Consider the following 18,198-nt stretch of genomic DNA (forward strand, 5'->3'; position numbering starts at 1 on the left):
CGCTCCTACGGCAGGGTTGGCAAGGCAGGCACCAGCGTCAAACGCAGGTCATCGCCGATCTGGCGCACATCCTGCCAACGCAACGCCACTTTTTCGCTCATGCTGGCCAACTGCGGCAGGCCCAGTAACGGCCGGGCTGACGAGCCCAGCAGGGCCGGTGCCATATAGACGAGAATTTCGTCGAACAGGCCCTCACGGACAAAAGCACCGGCCAGCGTGGCGCCACATTCTACCAGTACTTCATTACATTCGCGCCGGTTCAATTCGATTAGCAACTGCTGCAGGTCGATCCCGGAGCCAGAGGCCGGCAAATGCATGACCTCAGCCCCGGCGGATTCCAGCGCATTCTGGCGCCCCGGATGCTGTTCTCCGGCCACCAGCAGGCAATGCCCCGGTGCACTGACCACCGGCACATCCGGGGGCGTGCGCAGGGTTCTGTCCAGAATTACCCGCAACGGCTGGCGCACCCAGTCGCGGCCCGCCTGATTGTGCTCTCCCGGGCTACCGTGATAGTCCGCCAGGGTCCACTGCGCCGGCCGCACCGTATAGGAAGGCCGGTCCGCCAGCACCGTCCCCACGCCGGTGACCACCGCCGAACTGCGTGCCCGCAGGCGCTGCACATCTTCCCGCGCCGCCGGGCCGGTGATCCACTGGGACTCGCCACTGGCCATGGCCGTGCGGCCATCCACACTGGCAGCAATCTTGATACGAATATAAGGCCGCTGCCGGGTCATCCGGGCAATAAACCCCGGGTTCAGGTCCCGGGCCTGGGTTTCCAGCAATCCCGACGCCACCGCGATACCGGCATCCGCCAGCCGTTGCAGTCCCTGCCCCGCTACCTGCGGATTCGGGTCTTCCATGGCCGCGACAACCCGGGCCACCCCGGCTTCCACCAGCGCATCGGCGCAAGGACCAGTCCGACCGGTATGGGAGCAAGGCTCCAGGGTGACATAGGCCGTGGCTCCCTGAGCCCGATCGCCAGCCGCCGCCAGCGCATGGCGCTCGGCATGGAGCTCACCGGCCCGGGCATGGAAGCCCTCGCCCACCACCGCGCCACCACGCACCAGCACACAGCCCACCCGTGGATTCGGGTCCGTGGTGTACAGGCCATGGCGCGCCAGTTGCAGCGCCCGGCTCATAAACTGATGGTCGGCGGCAGAAAAGCTCATGATTCCTTCGGGTCTTCTAGTTTGTCGCCGGGTTTGCCGCCGGCTTTTTTCAGGCGATCCACTTCAGCAGAAAACTCGGAAATATCCTGGAAACTGCGGTACACCGACGCAAAGCGCACATAGGCCACATCGTCCAGCTGTTGCAGCTCTTCCATCACAAATTCACCCAGCTCCCGGGCCGGCAACTCCCGTTCGCCGGTGGCACGCAGACGGTGGCAAATCCGGCTGATCGCGGCTTCCAGGTCTTCCATGCTCACCGGCCGCTTCTCCAGCGCTCGCAGCATGCCCGCGCGCAGCTTGGCCTCATCAAACGGCTGACGGGTGCCATCGGTTTTCACCAGGCGTGGCATCACCAATTCCGCCGTTTCAAAGGTGGTAAAGCGCTCGGTACAGCTCAAGCACTCACGGCGACGACGGATCTGCACCCCATCCGCAACCAGACGAGAGTCGATCACCTTGGTGTCCTGGGCGGAGCAAAACGGGCAGTACATGGAAACCCCAATTAATAGTTAATAATTAATAGTTAATAGCTAAAAACCATTAACTGCGTGTTTTGGTGGTTTTGATGATGGCAGCCAAAAGCCTGATCAACTCTTCCGCATCAGCCTGCAATGAAGCCCCTGCTTCAGGGTTGAAGTAACCTGAGTCACACAGCAAATTTATCCAGTAGTCTGTCTCACTGGCTTCTTTCAACGCAATATGCAGCTTATGGACAAAGTCTGCTCTGCTTTCAGCATATTCCGCCTCCCTGATCAGGGCACCAATGGCCGTTCCACTGCGTAATAGCTGTTTGCTAAGTACATATCCCTTTCTTTCACTTTGCAGAAAACGGGAACTTTTCACCACCCGCAAAGCAAAAGCGCGGGATTTCTCCCGCGCTGCACTACCTTCCGCCATCCTTGGCCTCCAGTTATTAATTATTCATTATTAACTGTTAATTTTATCTCTCGTACACCGGCAACCGCGCACAAATTTCCTTCACCTTGCCTTTAACGCTTTCGATCACAGACTCGTCGCCCATGTTGTCGAGGATGTCGCAAATCCAGCCAGCCAATGCCTTGGCGTCTGCTTCGTCAAAGCCACGGCGGGTGATGGATGGGGAACCGATGCGCAGGCCGGAGGTTACGAACGGGGAACGCGGGTCGTTGGGCACGGCGTTCTTGTTCACGGTGATGTTAGCCCGGCCCAGGGCGGCGTCGGCATCTTTACCGGTGATGTCCTGCTTGATCAGGCTGAGCAGGAACAGGTGGTTTTCGGTGCCGTTGGATACCACGTCGAAACCACGCTCGATGAATACGCCGGCCATGGCCTGGGCGTTCTTCACTACCTGCTGCTGGTAGCCCTTGAAATCCCCTTGCATGGCTTCCTTGAAGCAGATTGCCTTGGCGGCAATCACGTGCTCCAGCGGGCCACCCTGGCCACCGGGGAACACGGCAGAGTTGATCTTCTTCTGAATCTCTTCGTTGGCCTTGCCCATGATCAAGCCGCCACGGGGACCACCCAGAGTTTTGTGGGTCGTAGTGGTGGTGATGTCGGCAATACCCACCGGGCTGGGGTAGACGCCTGCGGCAACCAGACCGGCCACGTGGGCCATGTCTACCAGCAGGATCGCGCCCACTTCGTCGGCGATGTCACGGAAACGCTGCCAGTCCACTACCTGGGAGTAGGCAGAGAAGCCCGCCACGATCATTTTCGGCTTGTGCTCACGGGCCAGGGAGGCCACCTGCTCGTAATCAATCAGGCCGGTCTCGTTGTCCAGGCCGTACTGGATAGCATTGTAGGTCTTGCCGGAGAAGTTCGGCTTGGCACCGTGGGTCAGGTGACCACCCGCGTCCAGGCTCATGCCCAGCACGGTGTCGCCCGCTTTCAGCATGGCCATGTAAACCGCGCCATTGGCCTGGGAACCGGAATGCGGCTGCACGTTGGCCCAGTCTGCGCCAAACAGTTCACAGGCGCGATCAATGGCCAGCTGCTCGACCACATCCACATTCTCGCAACCGCCATAGTAACGCTTGCCCGGGTAGCCTTCGGCGTACTTGTTGGTCAGTACGGAGCCCTGGGCTTCCATGACCCTTGGCGAGGCATAGTTTTCAGAGGCAATCAGCTCGATGTGCTCTTCCTGGCGGACTTCCTCAGCCTTGATAGCGGCCTGGATTTCAGGATCAAACTCGGCGATGGACATGGATTTCGGGAACATGGGCTACCCTACGGAGTCATTGGTGGATTCAGGGGCGCGTATTCTAACCAAATCCGGGGCCAATGGCACTTGAAGTCCGCTCATGGAAACCGGCCAGTCGTCTCATGGCGTCAGGCACCGGTTTTCTGGCGCCAATCCGGCCTTACGTCGCCCTATCAGGGGGCCCGCACTTTCACTCACGGCCGCTTTCCGTTAGCTTAGGCGCCAATCAAAGTACCCTCTGCCGGGGCCTGCAGCCAACCTGCACCGCGCGCCCCGCACATTAATACAGACTGCGGTCGGAGTTTATGAGCCAGTACATCTTCACCATGGACAAGGTGGGCAAGGTTGTCCCGCCCAAGAAACACATTCTGAAGAACATCTCCCTGTCGTTCTTTCCTGGCGCCAAGATCGGCGTACTGGGCTTGAACGGCTCCGGTAAATCCACACTGCTGCGCATCATGGCCGGCGTGGACAAGGACTATCTGGGTGAAGCACGGCCGCAGCCGGGCACCAACATCGGTTACCTGCCCCAGGAGCCGGAGCTGGACCCGGAAAAGAATGTCCGCGAGATCGTCGAAGAAGCCGTGGCGGATATCCGTAACGCCCAGCAACGCCTGGAAGAAGTCTACGAAGCCTATGCAGCGGAAGACGCGGATTTCGACAAGCTGGCCGCCGAACAGGCCAAGCTGGAAGACATCATCGAAGCCAGCGATGCGCACAACCTTGAGCGCAAACTGGAAATCGCCGCCGACGCCCTGCGCCTGCCGCCCTGGGAAGCCAGCGTAAAAACCCTGTCCGGTGGTGAGCGCCGCCGGGTCGCCCTGTGCCGGCTGGTGATGAGCGCCCCGGACATGCTGCTGCTGGATGAACCTACCAACCACCTGGACGCAGAGTCCGTGGCCTGGCTGGAGCGCTTCCTGCACGAATTCCCCGGCACCGTGGTGGCGGTAACCCACGATCGCTACTTCCTGGATAATTCCTGTGAGTGGATCCTGGAACTGGATCGCGGCGAAGGCATTCCCTGGCAGGGCAACTATTCCTCCTGGCTGGAGCAGAAAGAACAGCGTCTGGAACAGGAAGCGAAGAGCGAGTCAGCCCACCGCAAAACGGTGGAGAAGGAACTGGAATGGGTACGCCAGAACCCGAAAGGCCGCCGCGCCAAGAACAAGGCCCGTGTGTCTGCGTTCGAAGAGCTGGCTAGCCAGGAATTCCAGAAGCGCAATGAGACCCAGGAATTGTACATCCCGCCGGGTGAGCGCCTGGGCGAGCAGGTGTTCGAAATCAAGAATGTGGCCAAGCAATTCGACCACAAGCTGCTCTACGAAGATCTGGATTTCCAGATTCCCCGTGGTGCTATCGTCGGCATCATCGGCCCCAACGGTGCCGGTAAAACCACCCTGTTCCGCATGCTGGCCGGCCAGGAAACCCCGGACAGCGGCGAGATCGTCACCGGCGACACCGTACAGATGGCCTACGTGGACCAGAGCCGTGAAGACCTGGACAGCAACAAGACGGTCTGGGAAGAAGTGTCTGACGGCAACGACATTCTGCGCATCGGCAACTATGAAGTCCCCAGCCGCGCCTATCTGGGCCGGTTCAACTTCAAGGGTGGCGATCAGCAGAAACGTGTCGGCGACCTGTCCGGCGGTGAACGTAACCGTTTGCACCTGGCCAAGCTGCTCAAGCAGGGCGCCAACGTACTGCTGCTCGATGAGCCCACCAACGATCTGGACGTGGAAACCCTGCGGGCACTGGAAGAGGCCCTGCTGGCGTTCCCCGGCTGCGCCATCGTGATTTCGCACGATCGCTGGTTCCTGGACCGCGTCGCCACCCACATTCTCTCTTTCGAGGGCGATGCCCGGGTAGAATGGTTCGAAGGCTCTTACACCGAGTACGAAGAATACAAACGCAAGCAGCTGGGCGATGCAGCCCTGCAGCCCAAGCGCATGAAGTACAAGCGAATCGAAGTCTGATTCGCACAGGATAATGCCGGCACAGGAAAGGCGTGCCGGCACGGGGACGCAACAGGGACGACAGCATGAACGAAAGACGGCGGGCCAATCGGGTGGACTTCGACGGGGAAGCCACCCTGGTTTTCCAGCAGGATAACCACCCCGTGTCACTGGACGACATTTCCGTCATGGGCGCACGACTCAACAGCAGCACCCCGCTCACGCTGCCCGCTGCGTCCCCGGTCATCCTGACCATTACACTGGAAGATTCCGATATCACGCTGACCCTCCCGGCAAAAGTGCAACGCCAGCAGGGCCGGGATATCGGCATCATGTTCGATCGCCCTTCCGTGGATGATATGCAGCATTTACGCCGCATTGTCATGCTGCATCAGGGCGACGACGGCGAAGATGACCCCGCTACCCTGCTGACCCCGGAGAGCTGACACCTTGGACCCGACCCTGGAAAGCCCGGAATTCATTGAACGCCTGCGCCAGGGAGACCAGGCAGCCTTTGGCCAACTCGTCAAAGCCCACCACAACATGTTGCTGGCCACGGCCCGCACCATGCTGTCATCCGCCGATGCGGAAGAAGCGGTGCAGGATGGCTGGATCGCCGCGCACCGCGCCATCAGTAAATTCGAAGGCCGCAGCCTGCTACGCACCTGGCTCACCCGCATCGTGATCAACCAGGCACGCATGATGCTGCGCAAGGGCGGTCGCGAGATACAGTTTGATCCCACCGATGAGCAGGATGCCCTGGCCCACCGTTTTCGTGACGGCGGGCACTGGGACCACCCGCCACAGCACTGGGACCTGAGCGGCCCGGATGCCCTGCTCACCCGCGACGAACTGCGCCACTGCATGGAAAAGACCCTGGGAAAAATGCCGGACAATCAGCGCCTGGTGCTGGAATTGCGGGACCTGCAAGGCATGGATTTCGATGATATCTGTAACATGCTGGACGTGAGTGCATCCAACGTCCGTGTGCTGTTACACCGGGCCCGCGCAAGGTTGTTTGAATTGGTGGACCATTTTCAGGAGACAGGCGAATGTTGAAGTGCAAGCACGTCGTCGCAAAGGCCGATGCCCTCGTGGACGGCGCCCCGATGACCAGACGGGAGCGCTTTGCCCTGCGCCTGCACCTGCTCATGTGCCACCACTGTCGCCGCTATATACGCCAGTTACGCGCACTGCTGAGCACTCTGCCCCGCGAGACGGATGCCCTCGATGATGCCCGTACCCAGGAAGTCCTGGACAGACTCAACATCCCCCAGGACCGCTGAGGCCCGGTAACCGCGCCTGAAATCGCCATTACGGCTTCTTACCTCCCAACGCCAAGGCAGACCATGGAACGCAAACTCGCTCTCTCATTGCTCTTGCTACGACTCGGTGTCTTCATCGTGATGCTGATGTGGACTCTGGACAAGTTCATCAACCCCGGCCACACCAGCAAGGTTTTCGCCAAATTTTACGGGCTGGAAGGGCTCGGAGGCACCGTCCTCACCGTACTGGCCTGTCTGCAGCTTATCGTCGTATTAGCCTTTGCTGCCGGCGCCCTGCGCCGCTACAGCTACGGCATCATCCTGCTCATGCATGCCGGCTCCACCTTCTCGTCCTGGCAGCAATACCTGGACCCGTTCAATCACCTGCTGTTCTTCGCCGCCTGGCCCATGCTGGCCGCCTGCGTTGCCCTCTATGTGCTGCGCGATCAGGACACCCTGCTCAGCATTGATGGCCGCAAAAGCAAAGCATAAAGGCACGCCCCTCTGCGCAGGATAATACTGCGCAGAGGCAAGATGCGACGAAAGCCTTTACCGCAAGCGAGGTTCAAAGGCTAGCCTGCCTCCCCCGCACAATAAGCCGCGGTGATCGGATGCGCGGGATTCTCGAAGACCTGTTCGCAGCCGTTGGACTCCACCACACAACCACACTGCCCCTCCAGCCAACAGACCGTCACGCTATCCGCCAGGCGCCGTGCCTGAGCCAGGTTATGGGTCACCATCAGAATCGTATAACGCCCTTTCAGCGAGCGGATCAGCGCCTCGACCACCCTGGAAGAGACCGGGTCCAGTGCGGAACAAGGCTCATCCAGCAGCAACACCCGTGGCTCCAACACCAGGGCCCGAGCAATGCATAACCGCTGTTGCTGCCCACCGGACAACCCCAGCGCCGGCCGGGAAAGGCGCTCCTTCACCTCCTCCCACAGCCCCACATCGCGCAGCGCCTGTTCGGCACGGGCACGCCGCTGCCCCCGGGGAACGCGGTGCTCGGCCAGCGGGAACAGCAAGTTGTCGATGATGGATAACGGAAAGGGATTGGGCTGCTGAAATACCATACCCACCTGCCGACGCAACACCGTCAGGTCGTGGCGTTGCCGGACATCCTCCCCATCAAGCCATATTCGGCCACCCACCCGACAGCCGCTGACCCCATCGCTCATGCGATTAATGGCCCCCAGAAGGCTGCTTTTGCCGCAGCCACTGGGGCCCACCAGCGCCATCAACTCACCCGGCTCCACCTGCAAGGACGCATCACTGATCGCCACTTGCTCCCCATAAGTGACAGACACGGATTCCAGCATCAGTGACGGCGCCCGATGCGTTCGTTGCTCACTCATAGTTGCTCACTCATACCAGCGCCTCTGTCATGGGCTGGCGCAGCACACGCCGCACCAGCAAATTCAGCACCACCAACAAGGCCACCAGCACCACCGCCGTGGCTGCTGCCCGCGGCATGCCACCGGGCACATTCATGGCCAGATCGTAAATATGCACACTCAGGGTGCGCCCGGAATCGAACAGGGAGTCAGGACGGCGCAGCACGTAGCCGGCGGTAAACAACAGCACCGCCGTTTCCGCCAGCGCCCGCCCGGCACTGAGAATAATGCCCACCGCAATACCCGGCGCCGCGCAGGGCAGCAGAATCCGGCGCACCCAGCCCCAACGGCTCAGCGCCAATGCATCCCGGGCCTGGCGATACCCCATTGGCACCGCACGCATGGCCTGCTCGGCACTGCGAATCATCAGCGGCAAGACCATCAGCGACAGGGCCAGGGCGCCACTGAGAATGGAAAAACCCAACCCCAGCGTAATGGCAAAAAACTGGTAACCGAACAGTCCGTAGACAATCGATGGCACCGCCGCCAACATGTCCAGCACCCCACCCAGCCATTGGGCGCGGCGGCTATCCGCCGGCAACGATTCGCTCAAATACAACGCGCAGCCAAGGCCCACCGGCACGGCCACCAGCAGACACAACGCCAGAATCCACCCGGTGCTGATCAACAACGCAGCAATACCGCCACTGCGACCGGCCCGCCCCGGGTCCTCTAACAGAAACCCCACACTCAGGACATCGGCACTTTGCTGCCAGAGCGCCGTCACCATCAACGCCACCGGCACCATCACCAGTGCAAGTATCACCCAACCGGCCAGCCAGGCCACACGGTCAGCCATGGGACACTCCTCGCAACCGCCAACTGGCCATCAACAACAGCCCGGTCACGGCAATCAGCAGCAAGCCACTGGCAAACAGCGCCACGCGGTGGTCACCGGTGGCGTAAGCCATCTCCAGAGCAATATTCGCGGTCAGCGTGCGCACTGGGGCAAACACCGAATCCGGCCATTGCACCACATTGCCACACACCATCAGCACGGCCATGGTTTCCCCCAACGCCCGTCCGAACTGCAACACCACACCACCCACAATCCCGGGCGCCGCGCGGGGCAACAGCACCCGCCGCAACATGCCCACCCGGGACAAAGCCAGCGCCTCACCGGCGCGTTGATAACGCAGCGGTAACTGCCCGAGCGCCGCGTCCGTCACCAGCAGCGCCAACGGCACAATCATCAGCCCCAGCACCAGTGACCCGGCCAGCCAGGAGGCGCCCGGCGGCACCCATTGATTAATCCAGGGCACCAGCACCAGCATGCCCCACAGGCCATACACCACCGACGGAATACCCGCCATCAGCTCCACGCCGGCCAATACCGGACGACGCAATCGTGGCGCAAAGTAACGTAGCCAGGCGGCCAGCAAGACCGCCACCGGAGCCGCCAGCACCAATGCCAACACACTGACGAAGAGCGATCCGGCAATCATCGGCGCCATTCCGTATTCGCCCTGCCCCGGCTGCCAGGTGCTTTGCCAGATCCCCGCGCCTTCATTGATCAAAAACGGCAATGCCTGCACCAGCAGCACCACCACAATACCGCCGAGCACCAGTGCCGCCAGCCCCCCACACAGGCGCAGCACCAGCGTCAGCAGGCGATCACTCAGCGGCAGGGAGGAAGTAGTAATCATGGTAGACATCCGCCATGTCTGTACGGGTTACAAAGGCCAGAAAGTCGGCCACCGGTTGCGACATCTCACCATGGGTCACCAGGTTCAACTCGCGGGCCAGGGGGTACCCCCCCTGCGCCAGTACGGCCAACGACGCAGGCTTGCCTTCCAGAGGCAGCAACCGGATAGCCGTACCATTGTCAGCTTCATAAATCGCGGTGCCGATGGACACATAGCCAATGGCAAAAGGATCCCCCGCCACCGCTTTGATGCCCTGCTGGTTTTCACCAATCACCCGATCCGGCTGGACCTGGCTGTTTTCCAGTTGAAAGTAGGCAAGGAAAAGCTCCTGGGTGGATCGGCCCTGCGCCTTGTGAACAACGGTAATGGGCCTGCCTTCGGTTGATCCAGCGTCCCAGCGCTGCATCTTGCCGGTGTAGATGGCACGAATCTGGTCATCATTGAGCGCCCGTACCGGATTGTCGCGATGAACGATAATCGCAATACCATCGCGCCCGATCAGGTGCCCATCCAGATCCTGTTCATCCGCTTTCAGCGCGCGGCTCACCATGCCCAGATCCGCCAACCCCTGACGCACATCACCCATGCCTCGCCCGGACCCACCACTTTGTACATCCACCTGTATTCCGGTTTCTGTTTCATAGCGTTCCGCCAACTCCGCCATCAGCGGCGCAATCGTGCTGGAACCAGTGACGGTTAACGTACTGCCAGACTCTCCGCACCCCACCAGAAAAAGCACAATCACAGCCCCTCCCAGCCACCTCAATCCAAACTGCACTACCCTCTCCTTCCTGGCTGCCCGCATTCTTCACGTTATCTGCGGCACTTTGATGCAACACTCATGCAACTATTACATTGATGAGCGTCTTATTCGCCTCATTACTCACAAGCGCAGGAAACATTCCATCAGCACTGTAACCTGCAGCGATTTGCTGCATCCTATTAGCCTTACCCGGACAGCTTGATACTCAGGAGAGTAAGCAATGCGTGAAGACGTGCAGGATTATTACGGCAAACAACTGCATTCCAGTGCAGACCTGCAGACTAATGCCTGCTGTGATCAGGCGCCGCCGGAACACCTGAAGCCCCTGCTGGCACAACTCCATGATGAAGTGGTCAGCCGCTACTATGGCTGCGGGCTGGTAGCCCCGGAGCAACTGGAAGGCATGCGCATTCTGGATCTGGGTTCCGGCTCCGGACGCGATGTTTATCTCCTATCGGCACTGGTCGGCGAGCACGGCGAAGTGGTTGGCGTGGACATGACCGACGAGCAATTGGCGGTAGCCAATCGCCACCTCGACTATCACCGTGACGCTTTTGGTTACGCCAACAGCAATGTGCGTTTCCTGAAAGGCTATATTGAAGAGCTCGACCAGCTGGACTTGCAGGACGGCTACTTCGACATCGTCATTTCCAACTGCGTCATCAACCTGAGCACCGACAAGGCCAAGGTCATCAGCGACGTAAAACGCCTGCTGAAACCCGGCGGCGAGTTCTTTTTCTCCGATGTTTATGCAGACCGTCGCATTCCTGCCTCACTGGCCAAAGACCCGGTACTGTACGGAGAGTGCCTGTCCGGCGCCCTGTACTGGAATGATTTCATCAACCTTGGCAAGCGCTGCGGCTTTACCGATCCAAGACTGGTGGAATCCCGCCCGCTGACCATTGAAAACCCGGCTATCGAAAAAACGCTGGGCAATATCCGCTTTTATTCAGCCACCTACCGGCTATTCAATATCGATTCGCTGGAGCCAGCCTGTGAAGATTATGGCCAGGCGGTGGTCTACAAAGGCACACTGACAAACAGCCCTCACCGCTTTGCTCTGGACGACCATCACTGGATCGAAACCGGTAAAGTTTTCCCGGTGTGCGGGAACACCTGGTTGATGCTGGAGAAAAGCCGCTTTGCGGCACACTTTGATTTCATCGGCAACTTCGACACCCATTACGGTATCTTCGAAGGCTGCGGGCTGAATGTGCCTTTCGAAGACAATCAGGAAGGTAGTGCAGCGAGTTGTTGCTGAAGCCGCAGTCGTTTTCTTGCAAACCAAGAAGAAAGTCGCGAGAAGCGAGTAACGAAGATCAAAAGCGTGATCACCCTTCCGGGTTTTGCCTTTCGCAACTCGTTACTCGCAATTCAAACGCCCGACGAGCATAAACTCTGACCAAGATCCTCCAGCACCGTAACACTGATCAAGGAAGCCAAATGAACATCAAAAAAGCGCTGTTACTTGCCATCATCGCCGCGCTGATTGCCAGCTACTTTGTGTTTGATCTGGGCCAATATTTCAGCCTCGGTTATATCAAGGAGCAGCAAAGCGCTTTTGATGCGTTGTACCAAGACAACCCTGCGCTGATCCTCGGTGGCTTTTTCGCGCTCTATGTCATAGTCACGGCACTCAGCCTGCCCGGCGCTGCCATCATGACGCTGGCCGCCGGCGCCCTGTTCGGCTTCTGGATTGCCCTGGCACTGGTCTCCTTTGCATCCTCAGCGGGCGCTACCCTGGCGTTTCTCGCCTCCCGTTTTCTGTTTCATGACACGGTGCAAAATCGCTTTGGCGAACGGCTGAAAAAACTCAATGAGGGTGTCAAAAAAGAAGGCGCGTTTTATCTTTTCACATTGCGTCTGGTGCCCGTTGTACCGTTTTTCATTATCAATCTGGTTATGGGCCTCACCCCCATCAAAGCGCGCACTTTTTACTGGGTCAGCCAGGTGGGTATGCTGGCCGGCACCGCCGTCTACGTGAATGCGGGCACCCAACTTGGCCAGATCGACAGCCTGGGTGGTTTACTGTCACCCGAGTTACTGGGCGCCTTTGTGCTGCTGGGTATTTTCCCGTGGATAGCCAAGGCGATCATGGCCCGCTTGCAGGCGCGAAAAGTGTACAAGGGCTGGAAAAAACCCAAACAGTTTGACCGCAACCTGATTGTTATCGGCGCAGGTTCGGGCGGGCTGGTCAGCGCCTACATTGCCGCCACCGTCAAAGCGAAAGTGACCTTGATCGAGAAACACAAAATGGGTGGCGACTGCCTGAATACCGGGTGCGTGCCGTCCAAGGCACTGATCAAGAGTGCCCGCGTGGCCTTCTATGAAAAACAGGCGGAAAAATTCGGCTTCGACAGCATTCGCAATGACTTCCGTTTCCGTACATTGATGGAACGTGTCCACACCATCATCAAGAAAATTGAGCCCCATGACTCTGTAGAACGATACAGCGAACTGGGCGTGGACTGCCGTTACGGGGAAGCCACCTTTATCTCGCCATGGGAAGTGGAGATCCGCAACGGTGATCACCGCGAACGCCTGACCGCCCGCAGCATTATTATCGCCACCGGCGCCCAACCGTTTATTCCACCGGTTCCCGGTATCGAGGACATGGATGCCCTCACCTCCGACACCCTGTGGAACATTGAAGAACAGCCCCAGCGCCTCGTGGTCCTGGGTGGCGGCCCCATTGGCTGTGAGCTGTCGCAAACGTTTGCCCGTCTGGGCAGCCAGGTGACGCAGATACAGAAAGGCCCGCGCTTGATGCCCCGCGAGGATGAAGACGCCGCAGCACTGGTCACCGCCGCCCTGGAAGAGAGCGGCGTCACGGTATTGGTGGATCACACCACCGTGCGCTTTGCCCGGGAAGAGGGTGAAAAGGTGTTGTATGTCACGGGGGACGGACAGGAAAAGCGGATCGTATTCGATACGCTATTGCTGGCCGTGGGGCGCAAAGCCAACACCGCAGGGCTGGGACTGGAAACGCTAAAGCTGCCCACCGATGGCAACGGCACCATCACCGTCAACGATCATCTGCAAAGCCGCTTCCCGAATATTTATGCCTGCGGCGATGTGGCCGGCCCCTACCAGTTTACCCATACCGCCTCTCACCAGGCATGGTATGCCTCGGTCAATGCCCTGTTTGGTTTTGCGAAAAAATTCAAAGTGGACTATCGGGTGATCCCCTGGTGCACCTTTACCGACCCGGAAGTTGCCCGGGTCGGGCTGAATGAACAGGAAGCCAACGAGCAAGGCATCGATTACGAGGTCACCCGCTACGGCATTGACGACCTGGACCGGGCCATCGCCGAAAGTGCGGACCTGGGTTTTGTGAAAGTACTGACCGCCACAGGCAGCGACCGGATTCTCGGCGTTACCATTGTCGGCCAGCACGCCGGGGAGCTGATTGCCGAGTACGTACTGGCCATGAAACACAAGCTGGGCCTGAGCAAGATCCTCGGCACCATCCATATTTACCCAACCATGGCCGAAGCCAACAAGTTTGCTGCCGGGGAATGGAAAAAAGCCCGCAAGCCAGAGGGACTGTTACGCTGGGTAGAGCGGCTTCACAACATTCGGCGCTAACTACAAAAGCATAATTGACAATTATTCTCATTATCATTACGGTGCACGGCCGTCCTACCTTGAAAGAAAAAGGAGAGCGCCGTGCTCCGCTTTTGCCGTTATGGCTTGCCCGTATCGTTATTGTCCCTTGCGTGTTCCCCATTGGCCCTGGCCGAAGAAGCCGCTGGCGCCCATGAGCTGGGCCAGATTACCGTGTCGGCCACCCGTGCTCACTCCACCGTTGATGAGACTCCGCAGAAAGTTCTCATCATCAGCCGCGAAGAAATTGAAGAACAACTGGCCATCAGCAATGACCCCGGCCAGGTACTCAGCAACCTGATTCCCTCTTATTCGCCCAGCCGCCAGAAGCTCTCCAATGCCGGCGAAAGCTTCCGTGGCCGTTCGCCGCTATTCATGATTGACGGCGTTCCCCAGAGCAACCCGCTACGCGATAGCGCGCGGGACAGCTATACCATTGACCTGTCCATGGTGGAGCGCATCGAAGTGATTTATGGTGCCAGTGCCGAGCATGGGCTGGGCGCCACCGGCGGGATCATCAATTACATTACTCGCCGCGCCGACACCGGCACCATCAATCAGGAAGCCTCCGTCAGCCTGACTTCCGACGATGATTTTGATTCCGATGGCCAGGGCCACAAGGTGGACTACAGCATCAGTGGCCAGAAAGGCGACTGGGATTACCTCGGCGCCATCAGCCAGCAAAAGCGTGGCGTTTTTTATGATGGTGACGACCAGCTTGTCGGCATCGCCTACCCCGGCGAACTGCAGAACTCTACCAGCTATGACGTAATGGGCCGGGTCGGCTACTGGATCGACGATAACCAGAACATCGAACTGATGCTCAACCACTTCGAACTGGAAGGTGAAGGGGATTATGTTCCGGTGCCGGGTGACCGGGATGAAGGCATCCCCACCCGCGCCCGCCCGGGCGACCCGGTAGGCGACCCGGGCTTCAACAAGGTCACCACCGCCAGCTTCTCCTACAGCCATGCAGACTGGTTCGGCAACAAGGCGGACGTGCAAGTGTACGGCCAGCAATTCCGGGCCCAGTTTGCCACCACCCCGTTCTTCCCCTACGTGGACAGTGCCGGTAATAGTCAGCTCGACCAGACCCGTAACGAATCCGACAAGGTCGGTGCCAAATTTACCCTGACCCGTAACGGCCTGCTCAACAATCGCCTGGGGATTACCACCGGCCTGGATCTGCTGCAGGATGAAACCAATCAGGATCTGGTACACACCGGTCGCACCTACGTACCGGAAACCCAGTACCGCAACTACGCCCCCTTCCTGCAAGGCCGCTTCAAGCTCACCGACAAGCTCAACCTGAATGCCGGTGCCCGTTATGAAAAAGCCAAACTGAAAGTGGACACTTACTCCACCATCGATCGGGCCAACGTGGTCAATGACAACGTGGTTGTGGAAGGCGGCAGCCCGGACTTCAGCGAAACGCTCTACAACGCTGGGCTGGTATACCAGCTCACCAACTGGGCGCAGCTCTACGGCAGCTACTCGGAAGGGTTTGGTATGCCCGATGTGGGCCGGGTCTTGCGCGGCATCAACACCCCCGGCCAGGACGTAGACACCCTCCTGCAGCTGCAGCCCATCGTCACCGACAACCGGGAAATCGGCGGGCGTTTCAACTGGGCACGCTACGGCTTTGAAGTGAGCTACTACGAGTCCAACTCGGATCTGGGCGAGCGCCTCACGTTCAACAGTGCCACGGGCACCTTCGAAGGCAGCCGGGAGAAAACCGAGATCCAGGGCGTGGAACTGTCCGGACACATGCAGATTAACGACGCCCACCGCGTCAAACTGTCCTACTCCCACGAGGACGGCGAATCCGACACCGATGGCAACGGCGTTGTCGATACCGAACTGAGCGGCCTGACCATTGCGCCCGACACGGTACAGATGAGCTGGAATGCCGGCTGGAGCCGCACCGTCTCATCCTACCTGCAAGTCAGCCACTTCTTCAGCCGCGGCTTTGATGACCCGGACTTGGACTTTGACGGCTATAGCCTGGTCGACGCCATGGTCAGCTACAAGCTACCCGCGGGTAAACTGGATCTGGGCATTGAGAACCTGACGGATGAAGACTACTTCACCTACTACTCCCAGGCCGCCCGCGTGAGTGACGAGTACAACTTCAAGGGCCGTGGTCGCACCTACACTCTGGGATATAGTCTGGACTTCTGAACGTCACCGCCGTTTCATTACGGGCAGCCTATGGCTGCCCGTTTTGTATAAGGATCCACACCTGCATGCGCAACACCCTGTTCACCCTGCACAAATACACCGGCCTGATCACCGGGCTGCTGCTGGTGGTTATCGGCCTTAGCGGCAGTTTGCTGGTCTTCCATGACGGCCTGGATGAGTCGCTCAATCCGCAACTGATGACCGAGGGGAGCGAGACGCTTCCCTTCAACGATATCGTTGCCAGCGCCGAGGCGGAGCTGGGCCGAAAGGCCTTGCGTCTCGAACCGGCGCAGGATTCAGGCAGCCCGCACACCCTGCGTTTCTTTGCCCCGCCGGGAGAACCCGGCCCGATTCAGGTTAGCGTCTCGCCCTATACCGGCGAGGTCCTTGCGATTCGCACCTGGGGCGACTACCTGATGACCTGGATCTACAGCCTGCATTACACCCTGTTGTCCGGCGAAATTGGCGAGATTGTGGTTGGCGTGCTTGGCCTGTGCTTGCTCGGCTTCTGTCTGACCGGCGTTTACCTGTGGTGGCCCACCGGCAAGCGCAAGGGAAAGTGGCGCCGCAACCTGACCATTAAACGGGGCGGCGGCACCTACCGATTACACTTTGACCTGCACCAGGTCATCGGCATCTATTTTCTCCCGGTACTGCTGGTGGTCGCCTTTTCCGGGGTCACCCTGATATTCCCGACCCAGGTGGCGGCACTGGTGGATGCCGTGCTCCCGCTGGAAAAACGCCCCTCACCTTCGTCAACGCTACCGGACAGCCCGGGCACGCCCTCTATTACCCCGCAGCAATCACTGGATATTGCCCGCACCGTTTTCCCACAGGCACCGCTGATTCGCCTCGATTTCCCCCGCAGTGAAACCGGCAGTTATTCGCTGGCGTTCAACCGGGACGGAGAACCCTGGCAGCATTACGGCGCCAGCCGTATCTGGGTAGACCAGTACAGCGGCGAGGTACTGGCGGTATGGGACGCCCCCAATGTGGCCGCCGGAAGCCAGTTCATGACCTGGCAATTCCCGCTCCACAATGGTGATGCCCTGGGCATGCCGGGGCGCATCATCGTCCTGATCAGCGGCCTGACGCCCCTGCTGTTCTTTATCACCGGCACCTACCTGTGGTGGCAAAAACGCCAGCTTCGCCGGCAGGCACAACGCCGCAAGCTGGCACGACAACAGGCACGTTGACGCCCTGTTGTCACCCTTCCATGCTTAACTGAAAGCTGAAGACCACAAGGAGCCTCACATGCGTCAATGGATGTCCGCACTGGTGATCAGCCTGCTTCTGCTAAGCAGCCAGGTCATGGCGTTTGACCACAGCCGCTGGAACACATTGCTTCAGCAACATGTGCAACCGCAGCGCGGCGGTGTTGCCACGGCAGTGGATTATGACGGGATCGCCGAGAACCATGAGGCCCTGCAGTCGTATCTGGACAGCCTAACGGCGGTCACTCAAGGTGAGTTCAACGGCTTCAGCCGCGATGAAAAACTGGCATTTCTGATCAACGCCTACAACGCCTTTACCGTTGAACTGATCCTTCGTGAAAATCAGCCTGATTCCATTCGCGATATTGGCAGTCTCTTTTCCGGCCCCTGGGACAAGGCATTCTTTTCCTTATTGGGAGAGCCCCGGACGCTGGATGAACTGGAACATGAAATGATTCGTGACAATCCAGACCTGATGGACCCGCGTATTCATTTCGCTGTGAACTGCGCCTCCATCGGCTGCCCTGCCCTGCGCGCCACCGCCTACACCGGTGAGCAGCTGGAAGCCCAGCTGGAGGAAAGCACAACGCAATTTCTCAGCGATAAACAACGTAACCGCTACAACAGCGAACAGGATGCCCTGGAAGTCTCGAAGATTTTCGACTGGTATGAAGACGATTTTGAAGGCGCCGCCGGCAGCCTGTCCCATTACCTTCTGCAATACTCGGACACGCTGGGCATACCCGCCAATCGCCAAAAGGCACTGGACGAAGGGGACCTGGAGGTGCAGTTTTTACCCTATGACTGGTCACTGAACTCCCAGTAACCC

The 18,198-nt window shown here is 59.2% G+C and carries 18 protein-coding genes; 10 read left to right on the forward strand and 8 right to left on the reverse strand.

All coding sequences use genetic code 11. The annotated features are described in order from the left end of the window. Positions 1-5 precede the first annotated feature (5 nt). From ribD to glyA, 4 genes are read right to left on the reverse strand one after another with little or no spacing between them, the layout of a single operon-like run. Positions 6-1,169 (reverse strand): bifunctional diaminohydroxyphosphoribosylaminopyrimidine deaminase/5-amino-6-(5-phosphoribosylamino)uracil reductase RibD, encoded by a 1,164-nt coding sequence (ribD, locus tag ADG881_RS07100; RefSeq protein ID WP_007150480.1) that lies wholly within the window; start codon positions 1,167-1,169, stop codon positions 6-8. Continuing rightward, on the reverse strand, positions 1,166-1,660 hold the full coding sequence (gene nrdR, locus ADG881_RS07105) for a transcriptional regulator NrdR (RefSeq protein WP_007148385.1): 495 nt from the start codon (positions 1,658-1,660) through the stop codon (positions 1,166-1,168). The genes ribD and nrdR overlap by 4 nt, the downstream gene beginning before the upstream one ends. A 49-nt stretch (positions 1,661-1,709) precedes the next feature. After that, the gene (locus tag ADG881_RS07110) at positions 1,710-2,066 is read right to left on the reverse strand and encodes a four helix bundle protein (RefSeq protein ID WP_007148475.1); all 357 of its coding nucleotides are present in this window, start codon (positions 2,064-2,066) and stop codon (positions 1,710-1,712) included. Between the two features lie 43 nt (positions 2,067-2,109). After that, complete coding sequence (glyA, locus tag ADG881_RS07115) at positions 2,110-3,366, reverse strand: serine hydroxymethyltransferase (protein ID WP_007150747.1); 1,257 nt, start codon at positions 3,364-3,366, stop codon at positions 2,110-2,112. 287 nt (positions 3,367-3,653) lie between these two features. Between glyA and ettA the strand changes: the two genes are divergently transcribed. The 5 genes from ettA to ADG881_RS07140 all read left to right on the forward strand — a co-directional run bounded on the left by ettA (position 3,654) and on the right by ADG881_RS07140 (position 7,057). After that, a complete protein-coding gene (gene ettA, locus ADG881_RS07120) occupies positions 3,654-5,321 on the forward strand; it encodes an energy-dependent translational throttle protein EttA (protein WP_007150582.1) in 1,668 nt (555 codons plus the stop codon). A gap of 65 nt (positions 5,322-5,386) precedes the next feature. Beyond that, the gene (locus tag ADG881_RS07125) at positions 5,387-5,746 is read left to right on the forward strand and encodes a PilZ domain-containing protein (protein WP_039926391.1); all 360 of its coding nucleotides are present in this window, start codon (positions 5,387-5,389) and stop codon (positions 5,744-5,746) included. Between the two features lie 4 nt (positions 5,747-5,750). Beyond that, positions 5,751-6,359, forward strand: coding sequence for an RNA polymerase sigma factor (locus tag ADG881_RS07130; RefSeq protein WP_007149329.1), 609 nt, complete (start codon positions 5,751-5,753; stop codon positions 6,357-6,359). 50 nt (positions 6,360-6,409) lie between these two features. After that, on the forward strand, positions 6,410-6,586 hold the full coding sequence (locus ADG881_RS07135) for a hypothetical protein (protein ID WP_007150346.1): 177 nt from the start codon (positions 6,410-6,412) through the stop codon (positions 6,584-6,586). Positions 6,587-6,649: 63 nt separating this feature from the next. Beyond that, on the forward strand, positions 6,650-7,057 hold the full coding sequence (locus ADG881_RS07140) for a hypothetical protein (RefSeq protein ID WP_039926394.1): 408 nt from the start codon (positions 6,650-6,652) through the stop codon (positions 7,055-7,057). 80 nt (positions 7,058-7,137) lie between these two features. Here ADG881_RS07140 and ADG881_RS07145 read toward each other — a convergent pair whose 3' ends face one another. Genes ADG881_RS07145 through ADG881_RS07160 form a run of 4 tightly spaced genes read right to left on the reverse strand, consistent with a single transcriptional unit; the run spans position 7,138 to position 10,350 of the window. Further along, positions 7,138-7,920, reverse strand: coding sequence for a phosphate ABC transporter ATP-binding protein (locus ADG881_RS07145; RefSeq protein WP_007150550.1), 783 nt, complete (start codon positions 7,918-7,920; stop codon positions 7,138-7,140). Between the two features lie 10 nt (positions 7,921-7,930). Continuing rightward, entirely contained in the window at positions 7,931-8,758 is an 828-nt protein-coding gene (pstA, locus tag ADG881_RS07150; RefSeq protein ID WP_007151512.1) for a phosphate ABC transporter permease PstA, read from the reverse strand. Further along, positions 8,751-9,605 (reverse strand): phosphate ABC transporter permease subunit PstC, encoded by an 855-nt coding sequence (gene pstC / locus ADG881_RS07155; RefSeq protein ID WP_007149152.1) that lies wholly within the window; start codon positions 9,603-9,605, stop codon positions 8,751-8,753. The genes pstA and pstC overlap by 8 nt, the downstream gene beginning before the upstream one ends. After that, the gene (locus ADG881_RS07160; RefSeq protein WP_007150984.1) at positions 9,574-10,350 is read right to left on the reverse strand and encodes a phosphate ABC transporter substrate-binding protein; all 777 of its coding nucleotides are present in this window, start codon (positions 10,348-10,350) and stop codon (positions 9,574-9,576) included. The genes pstC and ADG881_RS07160 overlap by 32 nt, the downstream gene beginning before the upstream one ends. Positions 10,351-10,588: 238 nt before the next feature. Between ADG881_RS07160 and ADG881_RS07165 the strand changes: the two genes are divergently transcribed. From ADG881_RS07165 to ADG881_RS07185, 5 genes are all read left to right on the forward strand, one after another. Continuing rightward, positions 10,589-11,629, forward strand: a complete 1,041-nt coding sequence (locus tag ADG881_RS07165; RefSeq protein ID WP_007151569.1) for a methyltransferase domain-containing protein — start codon at positions 10,589-10,591, stop codon at positions 11,627-11,629. A gap of 182 nt (positions 11,630-11,811) precedes the next feature. Beyond that, positions 11,812-13,956 carry an FAD-dependent oxidoreductase gene (locus tag ADG881_RS07170; RefSeq protein ID WP_007150636.1) on the forward strand — a complete coding sequence of 715 codons (2,145 nt, stop codon included), beginning with the start codon at positions 11,812-11,814 and terminating at the stop codon, positions 13,954-13,956. A gap of 81 nt (positions 13,957-14,037) precedes the next feature. Next, positions 14,038-16,155 (forward strand): TonB-dependent receptor, encoded by a 2,118-nt coding sequence (locus tag ADG881_RS07175; RefSeq protein ID WP_050760130.1) that lies wholly within the window; start codon positions 14,038-14,040, stop codon positions 16,153-16,155. A gap of 65 nt (positions 16,156-16,220) precedes the next feature. Further along, on the forward strand, positions 16,221-17,351 hold the full coding sequence (locus tag ADG881_RS07180; RefSeq protein WP_007149771.1) for a PepSY domain-containing protein: 1,131 nt from the start codon (positions 16,221-16,223) through the stop codon (positions 17,349-17,351). Positions 17,352-17,409: 58 nt separating this feature from the next. Next, positions 17,410-18,195: a DUF547 domain-containing protein gene (locus ADG881_RS07185; protein WP_007151341.1), complete on the forward strand. Its 786-nt coding sequence runs from the start codon at positions 17,410-17,412 to the stop codon at positions 18,193-18,195. Positions 18,196-18,198 lie beyond the last annotated feature (3 nt).

Source organism: Alcanivorax sp. DG881, assembly GCF_000155615.1.
Taxonomy (GTDB): domain Bacteria; phylum Pseudomonadota; class Gammaproteobacteria; order Pseudomonadales; family Alcanivoracaceae; genus Alcanivorax.

Coding starts and splice junctions, on each gene's coding strand:
- ribD (WP_007150480.1), bottom strand. CDS start 1,169: ATGAGCTTTTCTGCCGCCGACCATCAGTTTATGAGCCGGGCGCTGCAA.
- nrdR (WP_007148385.1), bottom strand. CDS start 1,660: ATGTACTGCCCGTTTTGCTCCGCCCAGGACACCAAGGTGATCGACTCT.
- ADG881_RS07110 (WP_007148475.1), bottom strand. CDS start 2,066: ATGGCGGAAGGTAGTGCAGCGCGGGAGAAATCCCGCGCTTTTGCTTTG.
- glyA (WP_007150747.1), bottom strand. CDS start 3,366: ATGTTCCCGAAATCCATGTCCATCGCCGAGTTTGATCCTGAAATCCAG.
- ettA (WP_007150582.1), top strand. CDS start 3,654: ATGAGCCAGTACATCTTCACCATGGACAAGGTGGGCAAGGTTGTCCCG.
- ADG881_RS07125 (WP_039926391.1), top strand. CDS start 5,387: ATGAACGAAAGACGGCGGGCCAATCGGGTGGACTTCGACGGGGAAGCC.
- ADG881_RS07135 (WP_007150346.1), top strand. CDS start 6,410: ATGACCAGACGGGAGCGCTTTGCCCTGCGCCTGCACCTGCTCATGTGC.
- ADG881_RS07140 (WP_039926394.1), top strand. CDS start 6,650: ATGGAACGCAAACTCGCTCTCTCATTGCTCTTGCTACGACTCGGTGTC.
- ADG881_RS07145 (WP_007150550.1), bottom strand. CDS start 7,920: ATGAGTGAGCAACGAACGCATCGGGCGCCGTCACTGATGCTGGAATCC.
- pstA (WP_007151512.1), bottom strand. CDS start 8,758: ATGGCTGACCGTGTGGCCTGGCTGGCCGGTTGGGTGATACTTGCACTG.
- pstC (WP_007149152.1), bottom strand. CDS start 9,605: ATGATTACTACTTCCTCCCTGCCGCTGAGTGATCGCCTGCTGACGCTG.
- ADG881_RS07165 (WP_007151569.1), top strand. CDS start 10,589: ATGCGTGAAGACGTGCAGGATTATTACGGCAAACAACTGCATTCCAGT.
- ADG881_RS07170 (WP_007150636.1), top strand. CDS start 11,812: ATGAACATCAAAAAAGCGCTGTTACTTGCCATCATCGCCGCGCTGATT.
- ADG881_RS07180 (WP_007149771.1), top strand. CDS start 16,221: ATGCGCAACACCCTGTTCACCCTGCACAAATACACCGGCCTGATCACC.
- ADG881_RS07185 (WP_007151341.1), top strand. CDS start 17,410: ATGCGTCAATGGATGTCCGCACTGGTGATCAGCCTGCTTCTGCTAAGC.